The organism is Lewinella sp. JB7, assembly GCF_024297185.1.
GTDB lineage: Bacteria > Bacteroidota > Bacteroidia > Chitinophagales > Saprospiraceae > Neolewinella.
In genome coordinates, this window is the sequence record NZ_JANCTD010000007.1 from 1 (window position 1) to 21,626 (window position 21,626).

Annotated in this window: 23 protein-coding genes; 3 read left to right on the forward strand and 20 right to left on the reverse strand. The window is 59.2% G+C overall.

Annotated elements, in window-relative coordinates; genetic code table 11:
• Positions 1 to 386: 386 nt before the first annotated feature.
• Both NMA52_RS13095 and NMA52_RS13100 read right to left on the reverse strand, forming a co-directional pair.
• A complete protein-coding gene (locus tag NMA52_RS13095) occupies positions 387 to 1,700 on the reverse strand; it encodes a lipopolysaccharide biosynthesis protein (RefSeq protein ID WP_254828139.1) in 1,314 nt (437 codons plus the stop codon).
• Positions 1,690 to 3,024, reverse strand: coding sequence for a saccharopine dehydrogenase C-terminal domain-containing protein (locus NMA52_RS13100; RefSeq protein WP_254828140.1), 1,335 nt, complete (start codon positions 3,022 to 3,024; stop codon positions 1,690 to 1,692). The genes NMA52_RS13095 and NMA52_RS13100 overlap by 11 nt, the downstream gene beginning before the upstream one ends.
• A 152-nt stretch (positions 3,025 to 3,176) precedes the next feature.
• Here NMA52_RS13100 and NMA52_RS13105 point away from each other — a divergent pair, with 152 nt between their 5' ends.
• On the forward strand, positions 3,177 to 3,569 hold the full coding sequence (locus tag NMA52_RS13105) for a four helix bundle protein (protein WP_254828141.1): 393 nt from the start codon (positions 3,177 to 3,179) through the stop codon (positions 3,567 to 3,569).
• 41 nt (positions 3,570 to 3,610) lie between these two features.
• Here NMA52_RS13105 and NMA52_RS13110 read toward each other — a convergent pair whose 3' ends face one another.
• The 5 genes from NMA52_RS13110 to NMA52_RS13130 form a co-directional block, all read right to left on the reverse strand.
• Positions 3,611 to 4,372: a zinc ribbon domain-containing protein gene (locus NMA52_RS13110; protein ID WP_254828142.1), complete on the reverse strand. Its 762-nt coding sequence runs from the start codon at positions 4,370 to 4,372 to the stop codon at positions 3,611 to 3,613.
• 28 nt (positions 4,373 to 4,400) lie between these two features.
• Positions 4,401 to 5,189, reverse strand: coding sequence for a Nif3-like dinuclear metal center hexameric protein (locus tag NMA52_RS13115; RefSeq protein ID WP_254828143.1), 789 nt, complete (start codon positions 5,187 to 5,189; stop codon positions 4,401 to 4,403).
• Between the two features lie 40 nt (positions 5,190 to 5,229).
• Positions 5,230 to 5,715, reverse strand: a complete 486-nt coding sequence (rfaE2, locus tag NMA52_RS13120; RefSeq protein ID WP_254828144.1) for a D-glycero-beta-D-manno-heptose 1-phosphate adenylyltransferase — start codon at positions 5,713 to 5,715, stop codon at positions 5,230 to 5,232.
• 91 nt (positions 5,716 to 5,806) lie between these two features.
• Positions 5,807 to 6,283, reverse strand: coding sequence for a hypothetical protein (locus tag NMA52_RS13125; RefSeq protein ID WP_254828145.1), 477 nt, complete (start codon positions 6,281 to 6,283; stop codon positions 5,807 to 5,809).
• Positions 6,270 to 7,214: a D-2-hydroxyacid dehydrogenase gene (locus NMA52_RS13130; RefSeq protein ID WP_254828146.1), complete on the reverse strand. Its 945-nt coding sequence runs from the start codon at positions 7,212 to 7,214 to the stop codon at positions 6,270 to 6,272. Before NMA52_RS13130 ends, NMA52_RS13125 begins: the two co-directional genes overlap by 14 nt.
• 55 nt (positions 7,215 to 7,269) lie before the next feature.
• On the opposite strand from NMA52_RS13130, the gene NMA52_RS13135 reads away from it, so the two are divergent.
• Entirely contained in the window at positions 7,270 to 7,845 is a 576-nt protein-coding gene (locus NMA52_RS13135) for a CvpA family protein (RefSeq protein WP_254828147.1), read from the forward strand.
• Between the two features lie 45 nt (positions 7,846 to 7,890).
• On the opposite strand, the gene holA is transcribed toward NMA52_RS13135, so the two are convergent.
• From holA to NMA52_RS13195, 12 genes are all read right to left on the reverse strand, one after another.
• Positions 7,891 to 8,925 carry a DNA polymerase III subunit delta gene (gene holA, locus NMA52_RS13140; RefSeq protein WP_254828148.1) on the reverse strand — a complete coding sequence of 345 codons (1,035 nt, stop codon included), beginning with the start codon at positions 8,923 to 8,925 and terminating at the stop codon, positions 7,891 to 7,893.
• Between the two features lie 890 nt (positions 8,926 to 9,815).
• Complete coding sequence (locus tag NMA52_RS13145; protein WP_254828149.1) at positions 9,816 to 10,994, reverse strand: aspartate aminotransferase family protein; 1,179 nt, start codon at positions 10,992 to 10,994, stop codon at positions 9,816 to 9,818.
• Between the two features lie 48 nt (positions 10,995 to 11,042).
• The gene (locus NMA52_RS13150) at positions 11,043 to 11,540 is read right to left on the reverse strand and encodes a DUF4252 domain-containing protein (RefSeq protein ID WP_254828150.1); all 498 of its coding nucleotides are present in this window, start codon (positions 11,538 to 11,540) and stop codon (positions 11,043 to 11,045) included.
• A 40-nt stretch (positions 11,541 to 11,580) separates the two neighbouring features.
• Complete coding sequence (locus tag NMA52_RS13155; RefSeq protein ID WP_254828151.1) at positions 11,581 to 12,081, reverse strand: DUF4252 domain-containing protein; 501 nt, start codon at positions 12,079 to 12,081, stop codon at positions 11,581 to 11,583.
• Between the two features lie 40 nt (positions 12,082 to 12,121).
• Positions 12,122 to 12,577, reverse strand: coding sequence for a hypothetical protein (locus NMA52_RS13160; protein ID WP_254828152.1), 456 nt, complete (start codon positions 12,575 to 12,577; stop codon positions 12,122 to 12,124).
• The gene (locus NMA52_RS13165) at positions 12,574 to 13,077 is read right to left on the reverse strand and encodes a sigma-70 family RNA polymerase sigma factor (protein ID WP_254828153.1); all 504 of its coding nucleotides are present in this window, start codon (positions 13,075 to 13,077) and stop codon (positions 12,574 to 12,576) included. Before NMA52_RS13165 ends, NMA52_RS13160 begins: the two co-directional genes overlap by 4 nt.
• A 907-nt stretch (positions 13,078 to 13,984) precedes the next feature.
• Positions 13,985 to 15,022 carry a radical SAM protein gene (locus NMA52_RS13170; protein ID WP_254828154.1) on the reverse strand — a complete coding sequence of 346 codons (1,038 nt, stop codon included), beginning with the start codon at positions 15,020 to 15,022 and terminating at the stop codon, positions 13,985 to 13,987.
• A 161-nt stretch (positions 15,023 to 15,183) separates the two neighbouring features.
• Positions 15,184 to 17,835, reverse strand: a complete 2,652-nt coding sequence (locus tag NMA52_RS13175) for a DUF5916 domain-containing protein (RefSeq protein ID WP_254828155.1) — start codon at positions 17,833 to 17,835, stop codon at positions 15,184 to 15,186.
• Between the two features lie 170 nt (positions 17,836 to 18,005).
• Positions 18,006 to 18,767, reverse strand: coding sequence for a hypothetical protein (locus NMA52_RS13180; protein WP_254828156.1), 762 nt, complete (start codon positions 18,765 to 18,767; stop codon positions 18,006 to 18,008).
• Between the two features lie 11 nt (positions 18,768 to 18,778).
• On the reverse strand, positions 18,779 to 19,567 hold the full coding sequence (locus tag NMA52_RS13185) for a hypothetical protein (protein ID WP_254828157.1): 789 nt from the start codon (positions 19,565 to 19,567) through the stop codon (positions 18,779 to 18,781).
• Positions 19,568 to 19,581: 14 nt separating this feature from the next.
• Positions 19,582 to 20,250 (reverse strand): HEAT repeat domain-containing protein, encoded by a 669-nt coding sequence (locus tag NMA52_RS13190; protein ID WP_254828158.1) that lies wholly within the window; start codon positions 20,248 to 20,250, stop codon positions 19,582 to 19,584.
• Complete coding sequence (locus NMA52_RS13195) at positions 20,247 to 20,774, reverse strand: RNA polymerase sigma factor (protein ID WP_254828159.1); 528 nt, start codon at positions 20,772 to 20,774, stop codon at positions 20,247 to 20,249. Before NMA52_RS13195 ends, NMA52_RS13190 begins: the two co-directional genes overlap by 4 nt.
• Positions 20,775 to 20,953: 179 nt before the next feature.
• On the opposite strand from NMA52_RS13195, the gene NMA52_RS13200 reads away from it, so the two are divergent.
• Positions 20,954 to 21,133: a hypothetical protein gene (locus tag NMA52_RS13200; protein WP_254828160.1), complete on the forward strand. Its 180-nt coding sequence runs from the start codon at positions 20,954 to 20,956 to the stop codon at positions 21,131 to 21,133.
• Between the two features lie 3 nt (positions 21,134 to 21,136).
• On the opposite strand, the gene NMA52_RS13205 is transcribed toward NMA52_RS13200, so the two are convergent.
• Positions 21,137 to 21,598, reverse strand: a complete 462-nt coding sequence (locus NMA52_RS13205; RefSeq protein ID WP_254828161.1) for a cytochrome B — start codon at positions 21,596 to 21,598, stop codon at positions 21,137 to 21,139.
• Between the last annotated feature and the right edge of the window lie 28 nt (positions 21,599 to 21,626).

Sequence of the window (21,626 nt, forward strand, 5' to 3'; positions counted from 1 at the left end):
CGGGTGGTGGCCAACGCGGTGAAGAACAAAATCATCGAGCGCGTCTTCGCCGTCGTGCGGCGGGGCACTACATATCAAAAAAATTATCAACCAAACTTGCAAGCATCATAGAAAACACGGATTGAACACGGATTTTGCTACCGCACGACTCAAGTCGAGGCGTTGCACGCCGAGCAGGCAATAGGTCGAGTGGCCTCCGGTCCGAGACACGTTCACCACCGATGGGCACGGATGAAACACGGATTTCGCTACCGCACGACTCAGGCCGAGGCGTTGCACGCCGAGCAGGCAATAGGTCGAGTGGCCTCCGGTCCGAGACAAGTTCACCATGGGTGAGTACGGATTAAGCACGGATGCAGCTTCTACTCGGCGGTCATGGAGTGGGGTTACACCACCCACCAATACACCACGAACAATCCGACCAGGTATAGGGCGTACCAGCGCAGATCGGCATAGGCACGCCAGCTCGTGCGAGTGCGGTAGCGAAGATAAAGTACTAGACAAAGCTCATGAAAGTAACTGGCGATCACGGTGGCCCATACGATTCCCATCAGACCGTAGTGGGGGGCCAGGGCCAGCGATAAGATGATGTTCACCAACAGTTCCAGCAACCCCCAGAGATACAGTCGCCGGGTTTCGTGGAGAGCGGTGAGCACGGTCATCGCGAATACGAGACGGCAACCGACGACCAAGAGGAAGGTCCGGAAAATGGGAAGGCTGGCGGCAAAGGTCTCGGTGAAAATTAGAGTCCACCAGTAATCCGCGGAGGCGAGCAGCACGAGCGCCAGGGCGAAAACGTAGTGAAACAAGCGCCGCGACTGGTCACGCAGAACCCGTAGTCCAGGCGCCCCTTCGCGGGTAATGACGGGGATCGCCACGACCGTCATCCCATTAATGAGGGCGGCCAGGAAGGGCAGTTCCCGCACCCCGTAGCGGAAGATGGCGAATACCTCCTCGTCCCCGCCCGACCAGTAGTTGACGATCCAGGGGTCGACGGCCGAAACCAGGGCACCCACGGTGGCGTAGGCCATCAGCGGACGACTGAGACGCACCCAGTCCCGCACCTCATCGCTTACTTTTCCCCGTTTCGGGTCCGGTATCGGCTTGCGGGTGACTACCAGTGCCCACAGCATGATGAGGAGGGCTTTTGCTCCCGCGAACCCCGCCAAAAATTGCAGCGCTCCCACCAGATTATGGCCCAGATACAGGGGCGTGAGCAGAGACAGCACCAGGCCCAGGGCGTTTGTCACGGCGTAGCCGGTGAGCAGGCGTACGCGCCCGGTAAGGAGCAGGGCCTGTTCGAAGCAGTAGGAAGGCCACCGGCTCAGCAGCAGGAGGAAGAAAAAATACCACCCGACGGGTTCTCCGCTTAGTTGCAGCAACTTAAAGACGGCCGAGTGAAACACCGTGGCCATTGCCAGCACTCCAACTGAGAATACCGCGGTGGTCAGGACGGCCGCGCGAGCGAAAGATGCGGTACGGGCGGGATCTGCCTGCCCCATCTTGACGAGAAACCCCTGTAGGAGCCCGGTAGTCCAGCCGAACCCGAGCACATAGCCGATGAACAGCAGGGTTTCCCAGGCGCCGATCTGTTCGGTGGGTACGCCCAGCCGGGGAAGGGCGAGGGCGATGAAGATGTACGCCCCCTGCCGTGCGGCCTGATTGAACTGACCGGCCCGGACCAGTCCGCTAGAGGTCAATCGTATGGTGGGTGAATTCCAGTCCGTAGTCCTCCATTTCCTCCAGAACGGGTTCGTAGACCTCGCGCATGGTAGGAATGTGTACCCCGGTAGTTTGGATCTTTCCCTCGGTCATGAGTCGGACGAAGATGCCGAGGGGGAGTCCGACGAGTCGGGACATGGCGGTGTCGCGGGCATTTTCGCCCTTCATCATCAGGTTCGACACGTCGCGATGGGTGCGCCCGTTAATCTCGTAATCGATTTGGTGCTGCATCACGATGAGGTCCTTATCGTCGGCTTGTAGCTTCCAGCGGTCGAGGAGCAGATTCTCGAGGATGAGGGCGGGGGTGGCACCCTTCAGCTTGATGCGTTTCTTACGGAACAGGCCGAGCCAGACGAGACGATCCATCACTTCACCGTTCGGATCGAGTTTGAGCATCTGGGCGATACGGTCCTTCACGGAACCGGGACCGCTGGGGGCGAGGGCCTCCATGAGTTCGTGGTAGGTGATCTGGCTGCTGTCGAGGATTGGAAAATCGCCATCCGTCATGCCGATCCGGACCAGGGCGTTCCAGGCGGCGCAGAACCCCGGGTAGCGGAGGGTGCCGCGCAAGATGGTGGGAATATCCGTCAGGCCATACTGCTCACGGTAGAGGAGGCTGTCGCGATTGGCGTAGGCTTCGAACTTGCCGATGCCGTCGAGCTCGACGTTCCAGGTGTTGTTGAATAGCCGGTAGTAAGGAAGATACTTGAGCTTACCGTTTTCGAGGTACTGGGCGGTACCCTGACCGGCCAGGACGACATTGCGCGGGTTCCAGGTGAATTTATAGCCCCAGGGATTATCGTTGCTTTCGGGGGAGATCAGTCCACCGGTGAATGACCGGAAGGCCGTGACCGTGCCGCCCTTCTCGCGGATCGTGTTGATGCGTTGCATGGCCGACATGTGGTCGATACCCGGGTCGAGCCCCATTTCCCCCATGAAGATCAGTTCCCGGTCGCGGGCCTCGTCTCCGAGTCGGTACAATTCCTGGCTGACGTAGCTGGCCGTGACGAGATGTTTTTTCAGCCGAATGCAGTCCTGAGCCACCTCGATGTGCAGGTGAGCGGGAAGCAGGGAAACGACAATGTCGGACCGGCCGATCAGTTCCCGTCGGTCGTTGGTCTTCGTCACGTCGAGCCAGGCGGTAGTTCCCCGGGAATGACCATCCACCTTAGAGGCAGCTGCTGCCGGATCGGCATCCGCTACCGTCACGTTCCAACCGAGTCGCTCGCTGTTGTCCAGGGCGTACTTAATGAGGGCGGAGGAGGAACGGCCGGCGCCGATAATGAGGATGCGGGAGGACATGTGGTGGTAGTGTAGTAAATGGGTATTGTGGTCGGTAGGTAGTATAGTACCTCAGTATTACACAAACGTCTATACTCGACTATATACGTTTAAGTCACGATTAATGAATGTTACTCGACGGACTTTTGGGGGAAATTACGAACCACACGACTATGCTTACCTCAGGATTCCGTGCGTGGCATGCATATCAATACGCTTTCGAGTTAGCCGCGTCAATTTTCCGACTCACGAAAACCTTTCCTAAAGATGAACAATACCGTTTGTCGGATCAAATATGCAGATCGTCGCGTTCGGTATGTGCTAATTTAGGCGAATGCTTCGGGCGCAGAAATTACCCCAAGCACTTTCGATCAAAACTTAACGACTGCATTGCGGAAAACTACGAGACACAAGTATGGCTTGACCTAGCATTAAAGGCAGGCTACATCTCCGACGATCACTATAGTGCGTACATAACGGCATCAGAGAGGGTCGGTAAGCTGCTCTCTTACATGCGAAACACACCCGAGCAGTTCACATCAATCAAAACGGTAAGCCGGTACTGATTCGACCATACGACTATAGTACCTTCCTACCATTCTACCCCTTACGCTTCCTCCATTTCCTCCAAAATCGTATCGTCCACCAAAACGCGACTGCAGTGCTCGCAGGCCATGAGGCGCTTGCGCTGACTGATCTCGAGTTGCTGCTGGGGCGGGATGGCGTTGAAGCAACCGCCGCAGGCGTTGCGCTCTACCGTGACGACGGCGAGACCGTTGCGGTAATTGCTACGGGTCTTGTCGTAAGCACGCAGAAGGCGGTCTTCGATGATCTTGCGCTGCTTGTCGGAGGCACGGCGCAGCTTCTTCTCCTCTTTCTCGGTCTTGGCGATGATGCTCTTGAGCTCTTCCTGCTTCACTTCGAGCAGTTTGAGCTTAGCGTCGCGGCGCTCCTTCGTGGCATCGAGGGTAGCCTGGCGACCTTCGAGGTCCTCGGTAGCGGTCTTGGCTTTCTTCTGGCTGAGCTGGATCTCGAGCCGCTGCATTTCGGTCTCCTTCATCAGGGCCTCGTACTCGCGGTTGTTCTTGACGTTGTTCATCTGCTCCTCGTAGCGGGAGATGAGCATGTCGGACTCGTTAATGTTCGCGTCGTGGCGGCTGATCTCGTTGCGCAATTCATCGACGATGGCTTCCGTCCGGCTGATGCGGGTCTCGAGGCCGGCGATCTCGTCCTCGAGATCGCTGACTTCCATGGGAAGCTCGCCTTTCAGAATTTCTATCTCATCTATTTGGGAGTCAATGAGTTGCAGGCGATAGAGTTCGCGCATTTTTTCTTCAACCGTCAGTTCGGTGGGGGCAGCAGCGGCCATGCAGGATAGCTTTATAAGTGAAGGATCCTCAGACGAAATAGCGGACCGGATTGGTGTTCCGCTCCGTCGAAAGGACCGCAAAGGTAGTAAATTCTTTACTTAACAAGTCCGCAAGTAATTGAGTTGTAAACTGTTCGCTTTCGTAGTGTCCGATGTCGCAAATGACCAGTTCCCCGTCGGCATCGAAGAACTCGTGGTACTTATAATCGGCCGTGACGAAAGCCTGGGCCCCGGCCTGCTTAGCGTCCGGCAACAGGAACCCACCCGCGCCACCGGCCACGGCTACCGTGCGGATCGGCGTACCGAGCAGGGGGGTATGGCGAACGACGGGCGCCTGCATCCGCTCCCGTAGGTAGGCCAGAAAATCGCGTTCGTCCAGCGGTCGGGGCAGCTCGCCCACCATGCCGGACCCAATTGTTTGTTCCTCGTTCTTAGCCCTGAGCAGGCGCAGGTCGGTAAGCCCGAGGCGCTGGGCGATCCGTTCGTTAACGCCGCGGAAGCGGACGTTGTCGAGGTTCGTGTGGATGGCATAAATGGCGATGCCGAGGCGGATGGCTTTAATCACCGTGCGTTCGACGTAGTTGGCACCGTTCAGCCGCTTGAGCCCCCGGAATACGATGGGGTGATGGGCCACCACGACGTTGCACCCGCGCGCCGCCGCCTCCTCCACGATGGCCTCCGTGCAGTCGAGGGAGGTAAGCACGCCGGTCACCTCCTCCGCCGGGTCGCCCACGATCAGCCCCGCATTGTCGTAGCTTTCCTGCAGGTGTGCGGGAGCGATGCCTTCGAGGAAATCGGTGACTTGCCGAATGGTCATGGGGAGATGCTTTTAGAGGCGGGAACGCAGGAGCGGAAAATTAACCGATGAGCTCCAGAATCTGGGTGGTCGAATGCCCTTCCAAAAAGGGAAGTACTTCCACCGTGCCCCCCCAGCTTCTTACCTCGGCGGCCCCCACGATGCCCGCTTCGGTATAGTCGCCGCCCTTCGTAAGAATGTCGGGCCGTAGGGTTTTGATCAGTTCAAGGGGTGTATCCTCTTCGAAAGCCACGACGCCATCCACGAAGAACAGGCTCGCGAGCAACTGCATCCGGGCGGCGAGGGGCATGACGGGCCGGCTATCTCCCTTCAGTCGCTTCACGCTCTCGTCGGAATTCACCCCGACGATGAGGCGCTGTCCGAGACCGGCGGCCTGCGCCAGGTACGTGAGGTGGCCGGGATGCACGAGATCAAAAACGCCGTTGGTAAAGACCGTAGGCTGACTCCGCGTCCGCCAGCCGCAGCGGCGACGGCTCAGTTCGGTAAGGGGAAGAAGTTTGTCGTAAACGAGTTCGAGAGGCGTCATGGCGAATATTCGCTGAAAAATTCGGTTGGGCCCTTCAAGCTAGCCCTTTCGTCACGGATATTCGGACTTAGCCACCGTAGATAACAAATATTTATTTCCGCACGCCGGCCCGGTAACGCAGCCACGCATTGTACGTAAGGCGAAACGGGGTGATGGCCGCCGCTACGATGGCCCAGATGCCGAAGAAGCGGTACTCGGCATGGAGGTAACTGTCAAGCGTCTTACCCATCGATTTGTCCAGCGACCGGATGAGTACGTCGGGGCCCCGCTCGTCGAAAAAGATGATGAAGCCGTTGAAGGCCTGCACCATGTAGAAAATCAGGGGGATGACCGCGAGGGCCAGCGCCGCCTGCAGGATCAACCGATCGCGTAACCAACTCACGCGCAACAGGAACAGGTAGCGCGTGAGGGTGACGGCCACGACCACGTATACCAGGTTGGGCACGAAGAAGGGAAACTCCGGTAGGGAATCGTAAATCGGCAGCAGTACCAGACCGGCCAGTACCAGGGTGAAGGCCCACCAGGCAAGTTCAAAAATCGCCGCGACCGATCGCTTACTTTTCGGCAAAGTGATCGCGGATTTTTTCGAACAGCTCGACGCCGATATTGTCCTGGGCCTCGTTGGTAGCGGCACCGATATGGGGAGAGACGCTGGCGCGGGGGTGCTCCAGCAGGTCGCGGCGGGGCTGGGGCTCTCCGACGAACACGTCGAGGGCAACGCCGGCAATCTTTCCGCTATTGAGTCCTTCGAGGAGGGCGTCCTCGTTGATCACGCCGCCGCGGCTGGTGTTGGCGATGATGACGCCGTCCTTCATGCTGGCAATCTCATCGGTGTTGATGAGGTTGCCCCCGGGAACGTGAATGGTGATGTAGTCTGCCTGCTTGATGGCCTCTTCGAGGGAGATCGTCTTGATGCGGAAGTCGAGGGTCTGACCGTCTGCGAATTCCAGCTTCACGGTGTCCTCCTCCTTGTAGGGGTCTACGGCGACCACCTTCATTCCGAGTCCGAGTCCGATGCGGGCGGCGGCCATGCCGATGCGTCCGAAACCGATTACGGCCAGGGTACGACCACGTAGTTGCCGGCCCTTGGCGTAGGCCTTCTTGAGCTTGTTGAAGTCACCGTCGGCGGCGGTCAACTCGCGGTTCGAGCGGTGGAGGAAGCGGCTCAACGCGAAGAAGTGGCCGAACACCAGTTCGGCAACGGCGTCGCTCGAGGCGGCGGGGGTATTGTAGGTAGGGATTCCCTTGCTGGCGGCGTACTCGTGGTCGATATTGTCGATGCCCACGCCACCGCGGAGAATCGCCTTCAGGTTGGGACTGGCGTCGATCAGCTCCTTACGGACTTTGGTGGCACTGCGGACGATGATGGCGTCGAAGTTATTGAGCTCGGTCATCAGATCGTCCTGGGCGATCTTGTCGGTGACGACTTCGAAGCCGGCGTCCTGGAGAAGCTGCTTGCCGTTAGCGGCGATACCATCGTTGGCGAGAATGCGGATCATAGCGGAGTAATTTGGGGGCCGCAAAGATAACCTACGCATCCCGTACCTTTGTGGTATGGTCATCGACATCGTTTGCCTCATATTTCTTGCTTACGGTTTCTGGGTGGGCTATAGCCGGGGTATTATTTCCACGGTCCTGAGCCTGGTGAGCTACGTCTTCGGAGTACTGGCCGCGATGAAGTTCGGCCCGATCGCCGGCGACATGATCTTTAACGCCTTCCCGTCGGTGACCAGCGCCGGGGCCTTCCTCATCGGGGTCGTACTGCTCTTCTTTCTGACGCTCATCCTGTTCCGGATACTGGCGCGGGGCCTGACGGGCTTTATGGAGTCGGTCAATATTAATTTCATCAACCAGGTACTCGGGGGCATCCTTTCCGGACTGTTCTTCACCTTCATTTTCTCCGGGCTCGTGTACTTCGGGGATCGCAGCAAGATCATTACCGATGAGGTGAAGGCCGACAGCATTACCTATCCCGTACTCATCCAGCTGCCGGATATCGTCATCGAGCGGGGCAAGGCTCTTTTCCCCATATTTTACGATTTCTACGAGCAGGCCGTCAACGCCATGGACCGCCTAAAGGACAATGTAGAGCGGGGGGAGAGTGATAGTATTTTTGACTTGGAAGAGTGAGTGGTGGGGTGGTAGAATGGTAATGTGGCAAACCAACCTACCACATTACCACCCTACCACACTACCAACATTCATCATCTTCCACACCATCTCCTTCAGCAACTCATGCTCTCCCTTACCGGCCAGGTTGCTGTCTACCCCCTTGCTTTTGAGGTCGTATTCCCGGAGGAGGGCGAAGAGGGTATGTAGGTCGCCTTCGGAGTAATTGCGGGCGGTGGTTTCGTAGTCGTCGAGGAAGAAGTCGAAACGCAGGCCGAGGGTTTTCATGATCTCGGACCGGCTTTCGCGCTTCCGGTGCAGTTCCTTCAGGAGGAATACCTTACTGAAGTAGTTGTAGAGACTGCCGGTGACCATGGGCAGGGGGGCGGCCTTCGGGTTAGCGCGGAAGTAGTGGAGGATGCGGGCGGATTTGGCCGTATCGTGGTGTCCGATGGCGCGTTGCAGTTCGAAGACGTTGTAATCCTTACTCACACCGACCTGCTCCTCCACGATCTGGGTCGTGATCTCGGTGCCGGGGGCCAGGTTGAGCATGAGTTTGTCGAGCTCGTTTGTGATCTTGCCCAGGCTCGTACCCAGAAACTCGGCAAGCAGATTACTGGCTTCGGGTTGGATGCGGTACTTGCGGTCGCGCAGGTAGCCGGTGATCCAGTTGGGAACCTTGTTGTCGTACAGCCCCTTGGATTCAAAGACGATGCCGGTCTGCTTAATGTTCTTCGTGAGGGCGAAGTTGCCGTTAAGCTTTTTGTGCTTGTGACTGATCACGAGCACGGTGGTAGGGGCGGGCTTGGCGGCGTAGGCGGCCAGTTCCTTCAGGTCGCGCATATCCTGGGCCTCGCGCAGAATGATCAGTTGCCGCTCCGCCATCATCGGGAACCGGCGGGCGGCGTCGATCACCTGCAAATACTCCGTGTCCTTCCCGTAGAGAATGGTCTGATTGAAGGCGCGTTCGTGTTCCTGGAGAGCGTGCTGCTCGATGGCCTCCTCCAACTGATCGATGAAGTAAGCCTCCTCCCCGTGCAGCAGGTAGACGGGCGCGAAGTCTTTCGCCTTGATTTTTTTGAGGAGAGAGGGGAAGTCCACGGGGGGGGGGTACGATTTACCCCGGCAAAAGTACCACTTACATTCCGCTAGGTCTGGATACCCTGCCGGTGGTTACCCCCACTTAGTAAAATTGGCCGGCCGATAGTCAGCCATCGCACGATACTATATATTCCTTTACACCCCACGTAAACAGCAGCGAGCTCGCCGCGCACGTTGCCCTGATAACCCGTCGATTACCGGAACAAAGGCACTGCAAGCTCGCAAATTAAAGTTCGCTGTAGTGTCAGCTTTAAATAATAAGGAATAATCTCGAGTCTAATATCGTTGAGTATAAGAATACTCGTTCCGTCAGTACGGCATACTGTATATCCGATCGCATCCGGCTTGATCACAATCCGGAACTACCCTATTCCTGCATAAGAATAGGTCTGTAATTATGGGTATCCTTGATAGGATTCTGGTCCCGAAGACCTCGGGAATTGGTATCTATCCGCCGCTCACAAATATGATGGAAGGGCGCCGTCCACACTATCGAAATACGGGTATCCGCGATATGTAATACTAAGTGGGCGGGGTTGATTGGGTGTTCGCATAGGTGAAGTGTAAGTCGTGAAGAAACGACGCGGACGCAAGAAACATCCTGAATGGTGAGTAAATCGTGCTACTGCACGGGATTTACGACAGATTCATGTCATCGGGTTTCGTTCGTCTAACTAACGGCCGTTTTTTAACATTAGGTATACAAAATCCCATGTTTCGACCCATAATTTTTCTCATTTATACGTTGAAAAATCGCGCTGGCCGACGTATCTGCCTCATTTTGTGATAGATACGTACCCGATCTATGGATTACAACACAAAAAGATTGAGTTGCTTATGCTCAGCAAGTGTTTTTGCCACGCATTATTCCATTCCGTACCTCCAGAAGCTTACGCATCTATGCTCTCCAGGAGTACCCCGCACGCCCATTCGATCTCCTCATTGGTGATCGTCAGCGGCGGGGCGATTCGGAGGCTTCGTTCGTTGAACAGGAACCAGTCGGTGATCACCCCCCGCTCCAGGCAGCGGGCGATCACGCGGCGAATTTCCTCGAAGTCGCTGAGCTCCACGGCCATCCATAGACCAGCCGAACGGATCTCACGGATGCGGTCGTGGACCAGCAACCGCCGAAAGAGCGCTTCCTTCTCCCCTACCGATGCGATAAGGTCGGTTTGACGCGTAAGGGTTTGCAGGGCGGCCAATCCCGCCGCGCAACTCACCGGGTGACCGCCGAAGGTGGTGATGTGGCCCAACACCGGATTTTCGGTCAGGGCTTGCATATTCTTCCGCCCGGCCACGAAGGCACCGAGGGGCATCCCGCCCCCGAACCCCTTGGCCAGGAGTAGTATATCCGGGACGATGCCGTACTGCTCGAAGGCGAACAGCGTGCCGGTCCGTCCCATACCAGCCTGAATTTCGTCCAGGATCAGTAGTGCCCCCACTTCGGTGCAGCGACGGCGCACGGCCTGCAACCACTCCGGACGGGGTTTTCGGATGCCCCACTCCGCCTGCACCGTCTCCAGGATCACGGCGGCGGTACGGGGAGTGATGCGCTCCAGACCGGCGTCGTCGTTGAACTCAAGGTGGTCTACACCCGGCAACAGGGGGTGAAAAGCCCGGGTAAAATCCTTGGGCCACATCAGGCTGGCGGCCCCCTGGGTGCTTCCGTGGTAGGCGTGGGTGGCGGAAACGAAGCCGCTTCTGCCCGTTACGCGCTTCGCCAGTTTCATGGCTCCCTCGGTGGCCTCCGTTCCGGAGTTGGTGAAGTATACGTTGTCGAGTCCTTCAGGCAACTGCGCGCATAATAAGGTAGCGAGCTCTACCTGGGGCCCGAGTACGAATTCCCCGTATACCAGGGTGTGCATATAGGTTCCGGCCTGCCGCTGTACCGCGCTCACCACCGCCGGATGATTGTGTCCGAGGGCACTTACGCCGATACCGGCAATAAGATCCAGGTAACGGTTTCCGGAAGTGTCCATCAGGTAAACACCTTCCCCCCCGGCAATCTCCAGACCCATCGGGGCCGGACTCGTCTGGGCTACGTGTCTTAAAAAATTCGCGCGCTGCATCCCGCAAAACTACAATGCGGTTTCCGACCGGGAGCCCACACCCCCGCTTTACAAGCCCTCCAACTGATTCACCAACCGCCCCAGCTCCTCCGCCGTCAGATGCGCCCGCGCCGCTACCAGCGTCGTACGGTCCTCCTCCGTGACCACGGCCACCAGTTCCCGTATTTTCTGTCGTTCGTACCGCACCGTCAGCGCCACCCGGTCCCCTTCCTGGGTGCGGACCTCCGCCCACCGTTCGAAGCCGCGGTAACGTTCAAGACTGTACAGCAGGTTGACCACGCTCGACTCCGGGCGCCGGAAGTCTTCGTTCAAAAAGGTGACCATGCGTACCGTTCCTAGTTCACCGAGTAGTCTAAAGAGCACTTGTTCGTCGGGATCGTCGCTCGCCGTCGCACCGATGTCGCTGGCCAGATTCACCATCCAGCCCGGCACCTTCAGGGCCACGTTTTCTTCCCCACGGCGGTGTTCCCGGATGAAGTCTTTGATGATATCGTCCTGAGCGGAAAGGACGGTCGTGAGCAGGAGGAGGGAGAGGAGGAGTTTCATGATTGGATGGGTGGAGGCTTGAAGGATTAGATAGGGGAGCTTAATCGAGGGCCCGCTGGAGTTGGGAGAGCTTGCTGAGGTCGATGTCGCCGACGAAACTGAGCATGGCGAAGGTGTCATTGGCACCGACGAGCAAGAAGAGTTCGTTGATCATGGCCTTTTCGTTCTGGATGAAGGCTTCCACGTTCTGGCCATCCCTGGTCCGGACCTTGAAGAGCAACTCGTAGGTGTCGGTATTGATGCGGCCCTTCGCGCTCCGGTAAAAATCTAGCGGGGTGACGTCGGTGTGCAGCACGCGGATTCCCCGCACATCCCGTACGACCTCCAGAATGGCGCGGAGCTCTTCCTCGTCGATTTCGTCGAGGTCGATTTTAGCATCATTAAACAATTCAAACATCTTACCACTGACGTAGACCGCCGTGAAGCGTTGGTCATCGACGTATTCGCTGAAATAATTTGAAATGGCATCGAGCGGCTCGTTTTTTTGCGCGGACGCGGGTGCCAGCGACAGCACGAAGAGCGCAAGGATCAGGTATTTCATCGTAGTATACTTTGCTTGGCCGAAGCCGGTGATTAAAATTTTAGTCCAGGATGTCCTCCACTTCCCGCAGCTCCCGCAGCGTGATGGCGGGTCCCTGCTGCATCTTCTCCGCGGTGGTTTTCAGCACGCCCCGGAGTATCCGTAGGGCCTCCCGTTCGTCGGTGACTTCGTAGCGGCTCCAGTCGACGGGCTGCCGTTCCGCTACGGGGAAAGCGGTCACCGTCGGGGCCGGGCGGATATTGCGGACCACGACCAAAAGCAGCAGGGCCGCCGCTACTGCGAGAAGTAGTTGGGGTAGCCTACGCGGACTCCGCTTCGGATGCGACGCGGTTATGCTCCTTTCTCTTTTCCAGTACCCGAAGAGCGGTACGTACTTACGCAGCTCGGGATCGACGTGGTCACTACCGAAGTAGGCCCGCAACTCCCGTTCTTCGGCGAGGCTGGTTTCCCCGGCGAAGTACCGCTCTATAAGCGCTCTGGCACGTTGGTGATTCATCTTTCTACGATCTTCTCGTTCAGTAATAATTGACGCAGTTGCGTACGCCCCCGGTGGAGGTAAACCTTTACCTGGTCCATCGTCAGTCCGGTGGCACTTACGATCTCCCGGTAACTCATGCCCTCCACCTCCCGCAGGTGCAGGACCGTGCGCTGCTCGGTCGGTAAGCGAGCCATCAGCCGGTGAATGTGCTGCAGGGTGTCTTCGGATTCCACTTGGCGGTAAGGATCCTCCGCGCAACGGTCGCCCGGCGCGGCGGCGTGTTCGTTGCGGCGGCGACTTTCCCGGAGTCGTAGCCGATCGATTGCCCGGTTGTGGGTCATGCGCATCAGCCACGCCGGCGGGTTGTCCAGTCGCACGATCTCCTCCCGTCGCTGCCAGCCGCGCAGCAGCACCTCCTGTACCACGTCCTCCGCTTCGCCCCCGTCGCCGGTCATTCGCAACGCTAGCCGGTACAGGCGGTCGCGAACGGTAGCGGCAATGGCATTAAAAGTTTGCACGGTGGGCATTTGACTGATCCACGGATCAAGCTAGCGCGATGTTACAGTCAAGATTATATTTTTTCGATGGCACCGCTCATTCGGCGGATGTATGATTGTTATTGATGTTTCGCGGGGAGGGGGGATGGCGGGGAAGATGAGCTCGGCGTGCAACGCCCCGACCTGAGCCGCGCAGCAACAAAATCCGTGAATACCAATCTGTGGCAATCCGTGCTCATCCGTGGTGAACCTGTCTCAGACCAGAGGCCACTCGACCTGTTGCTCGGCGTGCAACGCCTCGACCTGAGCCGTGCGGTAGCAAAATCCGTGTTCAATCCGCGCCCATCCGTGGTGAGAATGTCTCGGACCAGAGGCCAATCGACCTATTGCTCGGCGTGCAACGACTCGACCTGAGCCGTGCGGTAGCGAAATCCGTGGCAATCCGTGCCCATCCGTGGTGAGAATGTCTCGGACCAAAGGCCATTCGACCTATTACTCGGCGTGCAACGCCTCGACCTGAGCCGCGCGGCAACAAAATCCGTGGCAATCCGTGCCCATCCGTGGTGAACCTGTCTCGGACCAGAGGCCGCTCGACCTATTGCTCGGCGTGCAACGACTCGACCTGAGCCGTGCGGTAGCGAAATCCGTGGCAATCCGTGCCCATCCGTGGTGAGAATGTCTCGGACCAAAGGCCATTCGACCTATTACTCGGCGTACAACGCCTCGACCTTAGGTCGCGCGGCAACAAAATCCGTGGCAATCTGTGCCCATCCGTGGTGAGAATGCCTCGGACCGGCGGCCATTCGACCTATTACTCGGCGTGCAACGCCTCGACCTGAGCCGCGCGGCAACAAAATCCGTGGCAATCCGTGCCCATCCGTGGTGAGAATGTCTCGGACCAGAGGCCAATCGACCTAGCAACTACCGTCTACACCTCCGCCCCCAGCCACACTTCGCACCCTTCCGTGCAGTTCCGGCAAATGTCGATCTCGGCCCGGCCCCGGAGTAGTTTCTGGCGAAAATCATCGTAGGCAGCCCCGCCCCATACGTCGGCCAGTGCCTGGGATTTCACGTCGCCGAGGCGGTGGGTGACGTCCTTATCGAAACAACAGGGAGCAACCAGCCCGTCCCAGGTGATGACACAGCTGTGCCAGAGTTTCCAGCAGTGGTTTTGAAGTTTGTTCTTGAGGCCGTAGGTGCCGTCGTCCTTCTTGTAGTAGCGGGCGTACTGCTCCTGCTCCGGCATCAGGGGGTTGCCGTGTTCGTAGTCGTAGAGCTGGGCGGATTTAAACTTCACCTCATCGATCCCGATCTCGTCAGCCAGCCGGACTACCTCCTGCATTTGGTGTTCGTTGGGCTTCACGACCAGGAACTGGAAGATCAGGTGGGGCGTAGCTGACCGCATCGCCCGTTTGTGCTTCACGAGATTGCGGGCACCCTGGAGTACGGTTTCCAGCTTCCCGGACTTGCGGTACTGCTCGTAGACCTCCTGAGTGGTACCGTCGACGCTGATGATAAGCCGGTCGAGCCCACTCTCGATGGTCCGTCGGGCGTTGGCGTCGTTGAGAAAGTGGCCGTTGGTCGAGGTGATGGTATACACCCCCCGATCGCTGGCTTCCCGCACCATGTCCAGGAAGTCGGGATTAATGTAAGGCTCCCCCTGAAAGTAAAAGATGAGGTACAGGAGGCGGTCAGCAATATCATCCATGGTCCGGCGGAAGAAGTCCGCCTTCAGATTCCCGGTCGGGCGGGTAAACTGACGCAGTCCGCTGGGGCACTCGGGACACCGGAGGTTGCAGGCGGTCGTCGGTTCGAAGCTCACGGTAAAGGGCTTACCCCACACCACCGGCCGTTGTAGCCAACGCGTGGCGTAGTAACTTGCCGTGACCTGCACGGCATTGATCACCCGACGAAGCGTAAGTTTTCGCAGAAAGTTCAGGGTGTCCGCCGGATAGAGTTTGGCCATCCGCCAAAGATAAAGGAACCGGTCCGCGCGAACGGACCGGTCTCCCTAAAAACGTGGTGTAATCAACTAAATGCAATATTCATCGCTCCCGCGTCCCCGCCCCCTATGTTTCGACGGACGGCCAGCACGTATCTACCAACCGCCCCCCTGTTTTCCACCCGTCAACGCAGCCATCGGTAGGTGGCCTTGAGGAGAAAATTATTACGCACATCTTCCGAGAATACGTTGCGGCCCAGGCTGTGCAACAACCGATCGCCGGGCTCGCCGCTCGCCGTGTTGCCCTGCGACCAGACGAGGTATAGCTCCGACCCCGGCAGGTACTCCCACCGAACGACCAGATTCGACCGGAACTGAATGAAGCTGAAATTCGGGTCGTTCACCGTATGCCCTTCCCCGGGGCCCAGGCTATACCGCCCGGATTCCGCGTCGTACTGTACCTCCTCCGCCGCGTAGGGAATGAAGCGCTCGGCAAACCGATCGGCCAAACCCGCGCCGGAAAACCGCTTAAACTCCCGGTACCGTCCCCGGCTGATGAAGGGTTGCCCGTAGTACTGCACCGTAAGGTCGGGCGTCAGGTTGTAATTCAGGCGGACCGTGGTACTGAAGGTACGCTGGTCCACCGCGCCGACGATGTAGGTTTTGTTGCCGGCAGCTCCCGGCTGGGCTACGTACTGATCGGCCCGCGCGAAGGTGGAATAGCTCGGAGATATGCTCACCGAAGCGGCATCCAGGGGTTGCCAGTTGAAAAAGAGGGAGATGGACCCCTCCACCTGTGTCCCGTCGAAGGTGCGAAACTGGTAGCCCTGGGCGCCCACGGTAGCCTTCTTTCGGTTGTCGGAGGTCACGTAGCCGAAGTATTCGTAGCCGGGGCTCTGGCGGAGAATGGGCCCGCCCCGCAGATCGGTCTTGGAGGCCCGGTAGTGCACGTAACTGAATCCGGTGCCCGCCCGCATGAAGTTGGTGAAATTGGCGTGGCTGTTCGTATTAAATACTTGTCCGAGCAGATTGCCCCCGAAGTCCAGGGTGGTGTACACATTGCCGTTCACCTGGAAGCGGCGGAAGATGGAAAAGGGTTGCTGCCACCGCCGCGCCGCCCAGCCGAAGTAGTTAATCTCGTCGGCGTTGCGCATGAACCCGATATCGTTGACCTCGAAGCCCGGCGAGCGCCAGGTGGCACCGGTTTCGAAGATGAAATTGCCACCCAGATTACCCACCTTGAGCATACCGCTGCTGCCGTTGAGGCGGGTGGCGGTGCTGTCCACGGAAAGATGGTCCGCGTCCGGTCGCTGAAAGAAATGCTCGAAACCGGTTTGCGTCCGGAGGATGGACTCCCGGCTGCCGCTTACCGACGATAAGACGGTATTGCCCGCCACGTACCAGGAGCGGTCGTTCCAGCGGTGGGTGAAGTCCAGCCCCCCGGAATACGCCTGCCGGTGGAGAAAGTCAAGCTCGGGATCCTCGCCCAGGCTCCGCTGTACGCCGGTAAGAATGGCGCCGACGTAGGTATCCCCGCCCCGAAAATCCTGCTGTACCCGACCGACCTGGAAATTGGTGAGCGGCTCCACGACCGTTTCGCTGCGCTCGCCGGCTAGGTCGATGGTGGCCAGCTCCCGTTCGGTGATGCTCTGCAGCAAACCCACCGACAGGCCCGAGGCGGTCTTCCCGCTAAATTTGGCCGCCCCGAGGATCGTCGTATTCACCGGCTGATCTACGTAGTAGCGGCGCCCGGCGTCCGAGGAGACCGACCGGTGGGGGCTCCCCCCGATGCGGCGGGAATAAAAGATCTGGTCCGAGGTGTGTCGCCCCCCCGCTTCGGCCGGTGACAGTCGAAAATCGAAGATGTTCTGTCCCTCGACGAAGAAGGGCCGCTGCTCCCGGAAGAATATCTGGTAACCATCCAGGTTCAGGGCGCCCGGATCGGCTTCTACCTGTCCGAAGTCAGGATTGATGGTTAAATCGAGCGTCAGGTCGTTTGTAATGCCGACGCGGGCGTCGAGCCCGGCGGAAACCCGGTTATCGGTCCCGTCGGCGAAGGGATTGCCCTCCTCGGCGGGGTAGGTGGAGCGTTGGGCGACTACGTAGGGTTGCAGTTCGAGGGTGCGACGGGGGCGTAGGTTCCGCAGGCCGCGCAGTTCGCCGAAGCGACTTACCCACCCGGAGGCGTTGCGGGAACGGGGTTGCCAGATGCTGCGCTCGTCCATGCGGAAATCGCGACGGGTGGACTGGATGCCCCAGACTTGGTCATCACCCGCTGAAAACCGGATCTGGGAGAGCGGGATGCGCAACTCGGCCGTCCAGCCGGCGGAGTCGAGCTGGGTCCTGGTTTCCCAGATGGGGTTCCAGGAGCTGTCCCAGTTGTTGCCGTCGTTGGAGACGAATTCGTCGCTCTTTACTCCGGAGGCGGAAACCGTGAAGGAAAATGCCGTGCGTTTGTCGTGGTAGCTGTCGATGTTCATCTCCACCCAGTCTCCCGGAAATTGGTCCCGCCGCCCCATGCGCTGTTCGATAAGCTCGGGCTGACTGTCCAGGCAGCGGTAGGCGACGTACAGGTTACGATCGTCGTACAGAATTTTGAAAAAGGTCTGTTGCGTAGGTGCGTCACCGGGATTGGGCTCGAACTGCATATAATCTCCGCTCCACTCCACGGCGTCCCAAGCTGCCTCGGTGGGGCTGCCGTCGATCAGGGGGGCATCGCCGACTACCCGTTGGGTCTGGTAGTGCCGGAGGGGGTAGGTTTCTACATCGGTCGAATCCTGCGCTGCCGCTATGCCGGAGAGGAGTATCGCAACGGGAAGGAGTAAATGGTTGAGCATTGCTGGAGGTGTGTAGCGTTAAAAGGGACGAGCCCGGACGACCGAGGTTGCGCGTTGTTTGATATTTCTCTTTCCCCCCGGCGGCCGCCCCCCCGTTGGACCGCTATAGCCGTTGGACGGTGTGACACCGTCCAACGGCTATAGCGGTCCAACGGCTACCCCAGGCTACCTCACCCGCCGCCCCGCCCCCGCCGCACGTACACCTTGCCGTAGGGTGCGGTACACTTGACCGATGTCGCGGCCGGCCCCGACCCCACGGTGCTCACGATGTGCTCGTAGAAATCACGGCGTTCACTGGCTTCCCGGTCGATGAGCAGATCGAAGTCGGTGAGCAACTCGCCAAACTCCGTAATGAGCTCCAGGCGGGCGGCGACTCCCGGGGGCAGGGTAAGGTCGACGGTGCCGTAATTGCTGTACAGCGTCAGTTGCTCGGGTAAAGCATCGGCTACTGAATAGATGACGTCCACCCCGCCGTAGGTAGCCTTTACCTCCCGGAGACCGGGGTGATCGATGACGTTCACGCTGCCGTATACGGTCTCGATGGTCAACGGCAAATTTTCGGGCACGGTGACCACCAGCGCGAGCTCCATGTGGCGATCGTCGTAGCCGGAGGTCCGCCGGCCGTTGATGACCGTCGATACCCGGCGCATCTCCGGTTCCAGCTGTTCCTGAGTCGGACCGGCCTCCGCTATCCGCAGCACCCCGCCTTGCCGGTCCATTTGCAGCTCACTGAGTTCGGCGCGTGCGCGGCCGTCGATGAGGATCATGTGGTCGATTTCGATATTGGGGCCGTCGCCGGTAATTATTTCGACGCTGCTGAAGAGGGCGGAGAGGTGAAGGGCGGTAGCCCCCTCCGGCGCTACGGTGGTTGTCGACTGGGCATACAACTGGCCCACAGCCAGCAGGAGGCTGCAAAGAATGGTGCGGAACATGGGAGTTTATTTTACTTCTTGCGGATGTAGAGGTTGTCGTAGGTCGCCGTCAGCGACAGCAGGGTGCCGCCGCCGTTGATGGTGCCGACCAGGTTGCCCAGCGAGACCCGGTGCGGTTCGTCCCGGTCGTTCTCATTCTCGCGTTCCTGACCGGCTACGGTCTGGGTCTTGATCTGGATATCGAAGTCGGTGTACATGTTCCCGTAGCCGGTGTTGAGGCGCAAATCGGCCTTCGTAGCGGCGGGGAGGGTCACGTCAACGTCGGAATAGGTGGAGTGCAGGCGCACTTCCTTAGTCGGAGGCGAGTCCCAGCGAGCCACGATGTCCTCGTATACCGTGTTTACGGCGACGGGGCCGGTCACGTTTTCCAGGTTCACGGTGTGGTACATCATGCTCACGTCCAGTTCGCCACCGAAATCGCTGATCTGGAGGTCCCCGCCCCGGTGGGTGCTCTGCTCGACCGTCACGCTGGCGCTGTTGGGCACCCGCACGGTCACCCGGCTGCCTTCCCCCCCGACCTGTTGTACCAGGATTCGCCCCTCACGCTCGGTGACGCTGAGTCCGAATCCGGTATTGTCCTTCAGTCCCGAAGCGCTGATCTTGCGCAGGCCGGCGGCCCGGTCGTCCTTATCGCGGCCGTTCAGTTTGGCTTCCACGACCATCTCGGACCCGGAGCCGCCGACGATGGTGAGGTGATCGATCTCCCGAAATTCAACGGTTTTGCCCGCGGCGGCGATCTTGAAGTCCTGCTGGGCTCCGAGGGCGGAGGTTAGGCAGAGAAGCAATAGTATACGTAGCATGGGGGTCTGTTTTTTTAGATTAGTTTGAAGGTTCCGAGCTCGGCGGCGTCGCGCAGTCGGCGGGGGATGCTGTCGTTGGAAATAATGTCTTCCAGGTAGGGCAGCACCCGTTTTTCGTTCAGGCTCACCAGCGTTTCGAGCAGTTGTACCTGGACGGCGGGCGGGGGGGCTCCGGCCATGGCGTCGAGCATTTCCCGGCGGGCGGAGGGATCATCGGAGAAACGACGCAGGGCATCCAGGGCGGCCAGGCGCACGTTGGTGTTGGGGTCGGTGCGGAGGAGTAAACCCAGATTGGCGATCACTTCCGGATCGGCGACTTCGATGCTCAGACTGACCGTCGCCGCCTGCATGCGCTGGCTGCTTCGCCGGTCCTGCATCAGTTCCAGCATCAGCGTACGGGTGGCGGCCAGTTGCCGTTCGGCGGTTGATTCCGCGCTCCCGAAGTACCAGCCCAGTCCGAAAACGAGCAGTAGCAGAGTCGCCGCGACGGCCAGGAGGGCGGCGGGGCGCAGGTGCCGCGGATTTCCGGAAGAGCGGGCGGTCCCGGTATGGGCCGCGAGCATTTCGGTGAATCGGCGGTCGGCAGCGGCGCTGGGGTGCGGATCGGGTAGTCCCGCGATCTCGTTACGCAGGTCGCTGAGGGCATCGATCTCCCGTTGCAGTTCGTCGTCGTTCGTGTTCATAGCCGGTTAGCGTTTTGGTAGTTGGCCCGCAGTTGCTTGCAGGCGCGGTGCATACGCACCTTGACGTTGGCCTCGGTGGTGTCAAGCACCCGGGCGATGTCGGCGTACTTCAGGTTGCGTTGCCAGGCCAGTTCCACCACGATGCGGTAATTGTCGGGGAGGGCGGCCAGGGCGGCGCGGCAGTCGGTCGGGGCCTCCTCCGGGGATTCCAGGGGCAGATCGCCGAACTCGAAGTCGTCGCTCAGCGGCATCCTGCCTTCGCGGCGACAGCGATCCCGGTGTACGTTGCGGGCAATGGTGAATGCCCAGGTTTTGAAGTTTTGCCCCGTCCGCCAACTCGTCCGGTACTTAATGATTCGTTCGAAGGTGGCCTGCAGGAGGTCTTCGGCGGTGGCCCGGTCTCCGTTGGTCCGGTTCAGCAGGAAACCCAGCAGGGGGGACTTGTAGCGCTCGTACAGGGGAGCCAGGCAGTCGAGCCGGTTGTCGGCAACCCGTTCCATCAGTGTTTCGTCGGTGAGCGTCAAGGTCCGTAGCTTGTTTCCTTCGGTAGGGGATACTCAAGTTAGGCCGGATGGTTACACCTCCGTTATAGTTTTCTTCACCTTTCTGTAAGGGTACCCCGTGTCCGTCTCCGGAACGGGCCGCGGAGAATGCACAATTCGTTGCCCGCCTTCGTTTCGGGAGTCTACCAGAGACGTTTGCTATGCCGCCCACCAACTCCGCACCCGCGACCCCGCCAAAAAAGCGGACCTCCACCCTGATGAAGGTGGTCTACGTAATCATTCTTCTGGTGGTGCTGTCGTTGATCCTACAGGCACTGGGCTTCGGCGTGATGGACCGCCGGGAAGAAGATACGCTCATCGAACGGCCGCACGCGGAGTAAAGCCTACCCCCAGCCTACGCTTTCCAGACCGGGATAGAAGGGCCAGGGAATGCCGGCGAGCATGATCAGCAGCCCTACCAGGTAATAAATGCCGATGGTCTTCCACCCCTTGTTGAGCTCCGCCTGCCGCTTGGCCTTGCTGTAGCCCACGGTGATGAGGATGACGGCGATGAGCATCGTCCACCAGTGTACGTAGTTGTAATACTTGGCTACGGCCGAGCCCCCGCCCTCGATCGGATCGGCGGCAATGCCGTACGGGCTGAGCCACAGAAAAAGGGCGAGGCCCAGCAGCAACTGGATATGCACGGAAATAAGCGCGAAGAGCGCCAGCTTATCCTTTCCCGGGTACACCTCACCGGTGCGGCGGCGGGAAGCGGCCCGCCCGATGGCGGCGAGGAGCAGGATGAGGACCACCCAGCGCAGGCCGGAGTGAGCGTGTTGAACGGCGGTGTAGAGTACTCCCATGGTAACGATTAGTGGGTTGCAAGATAGG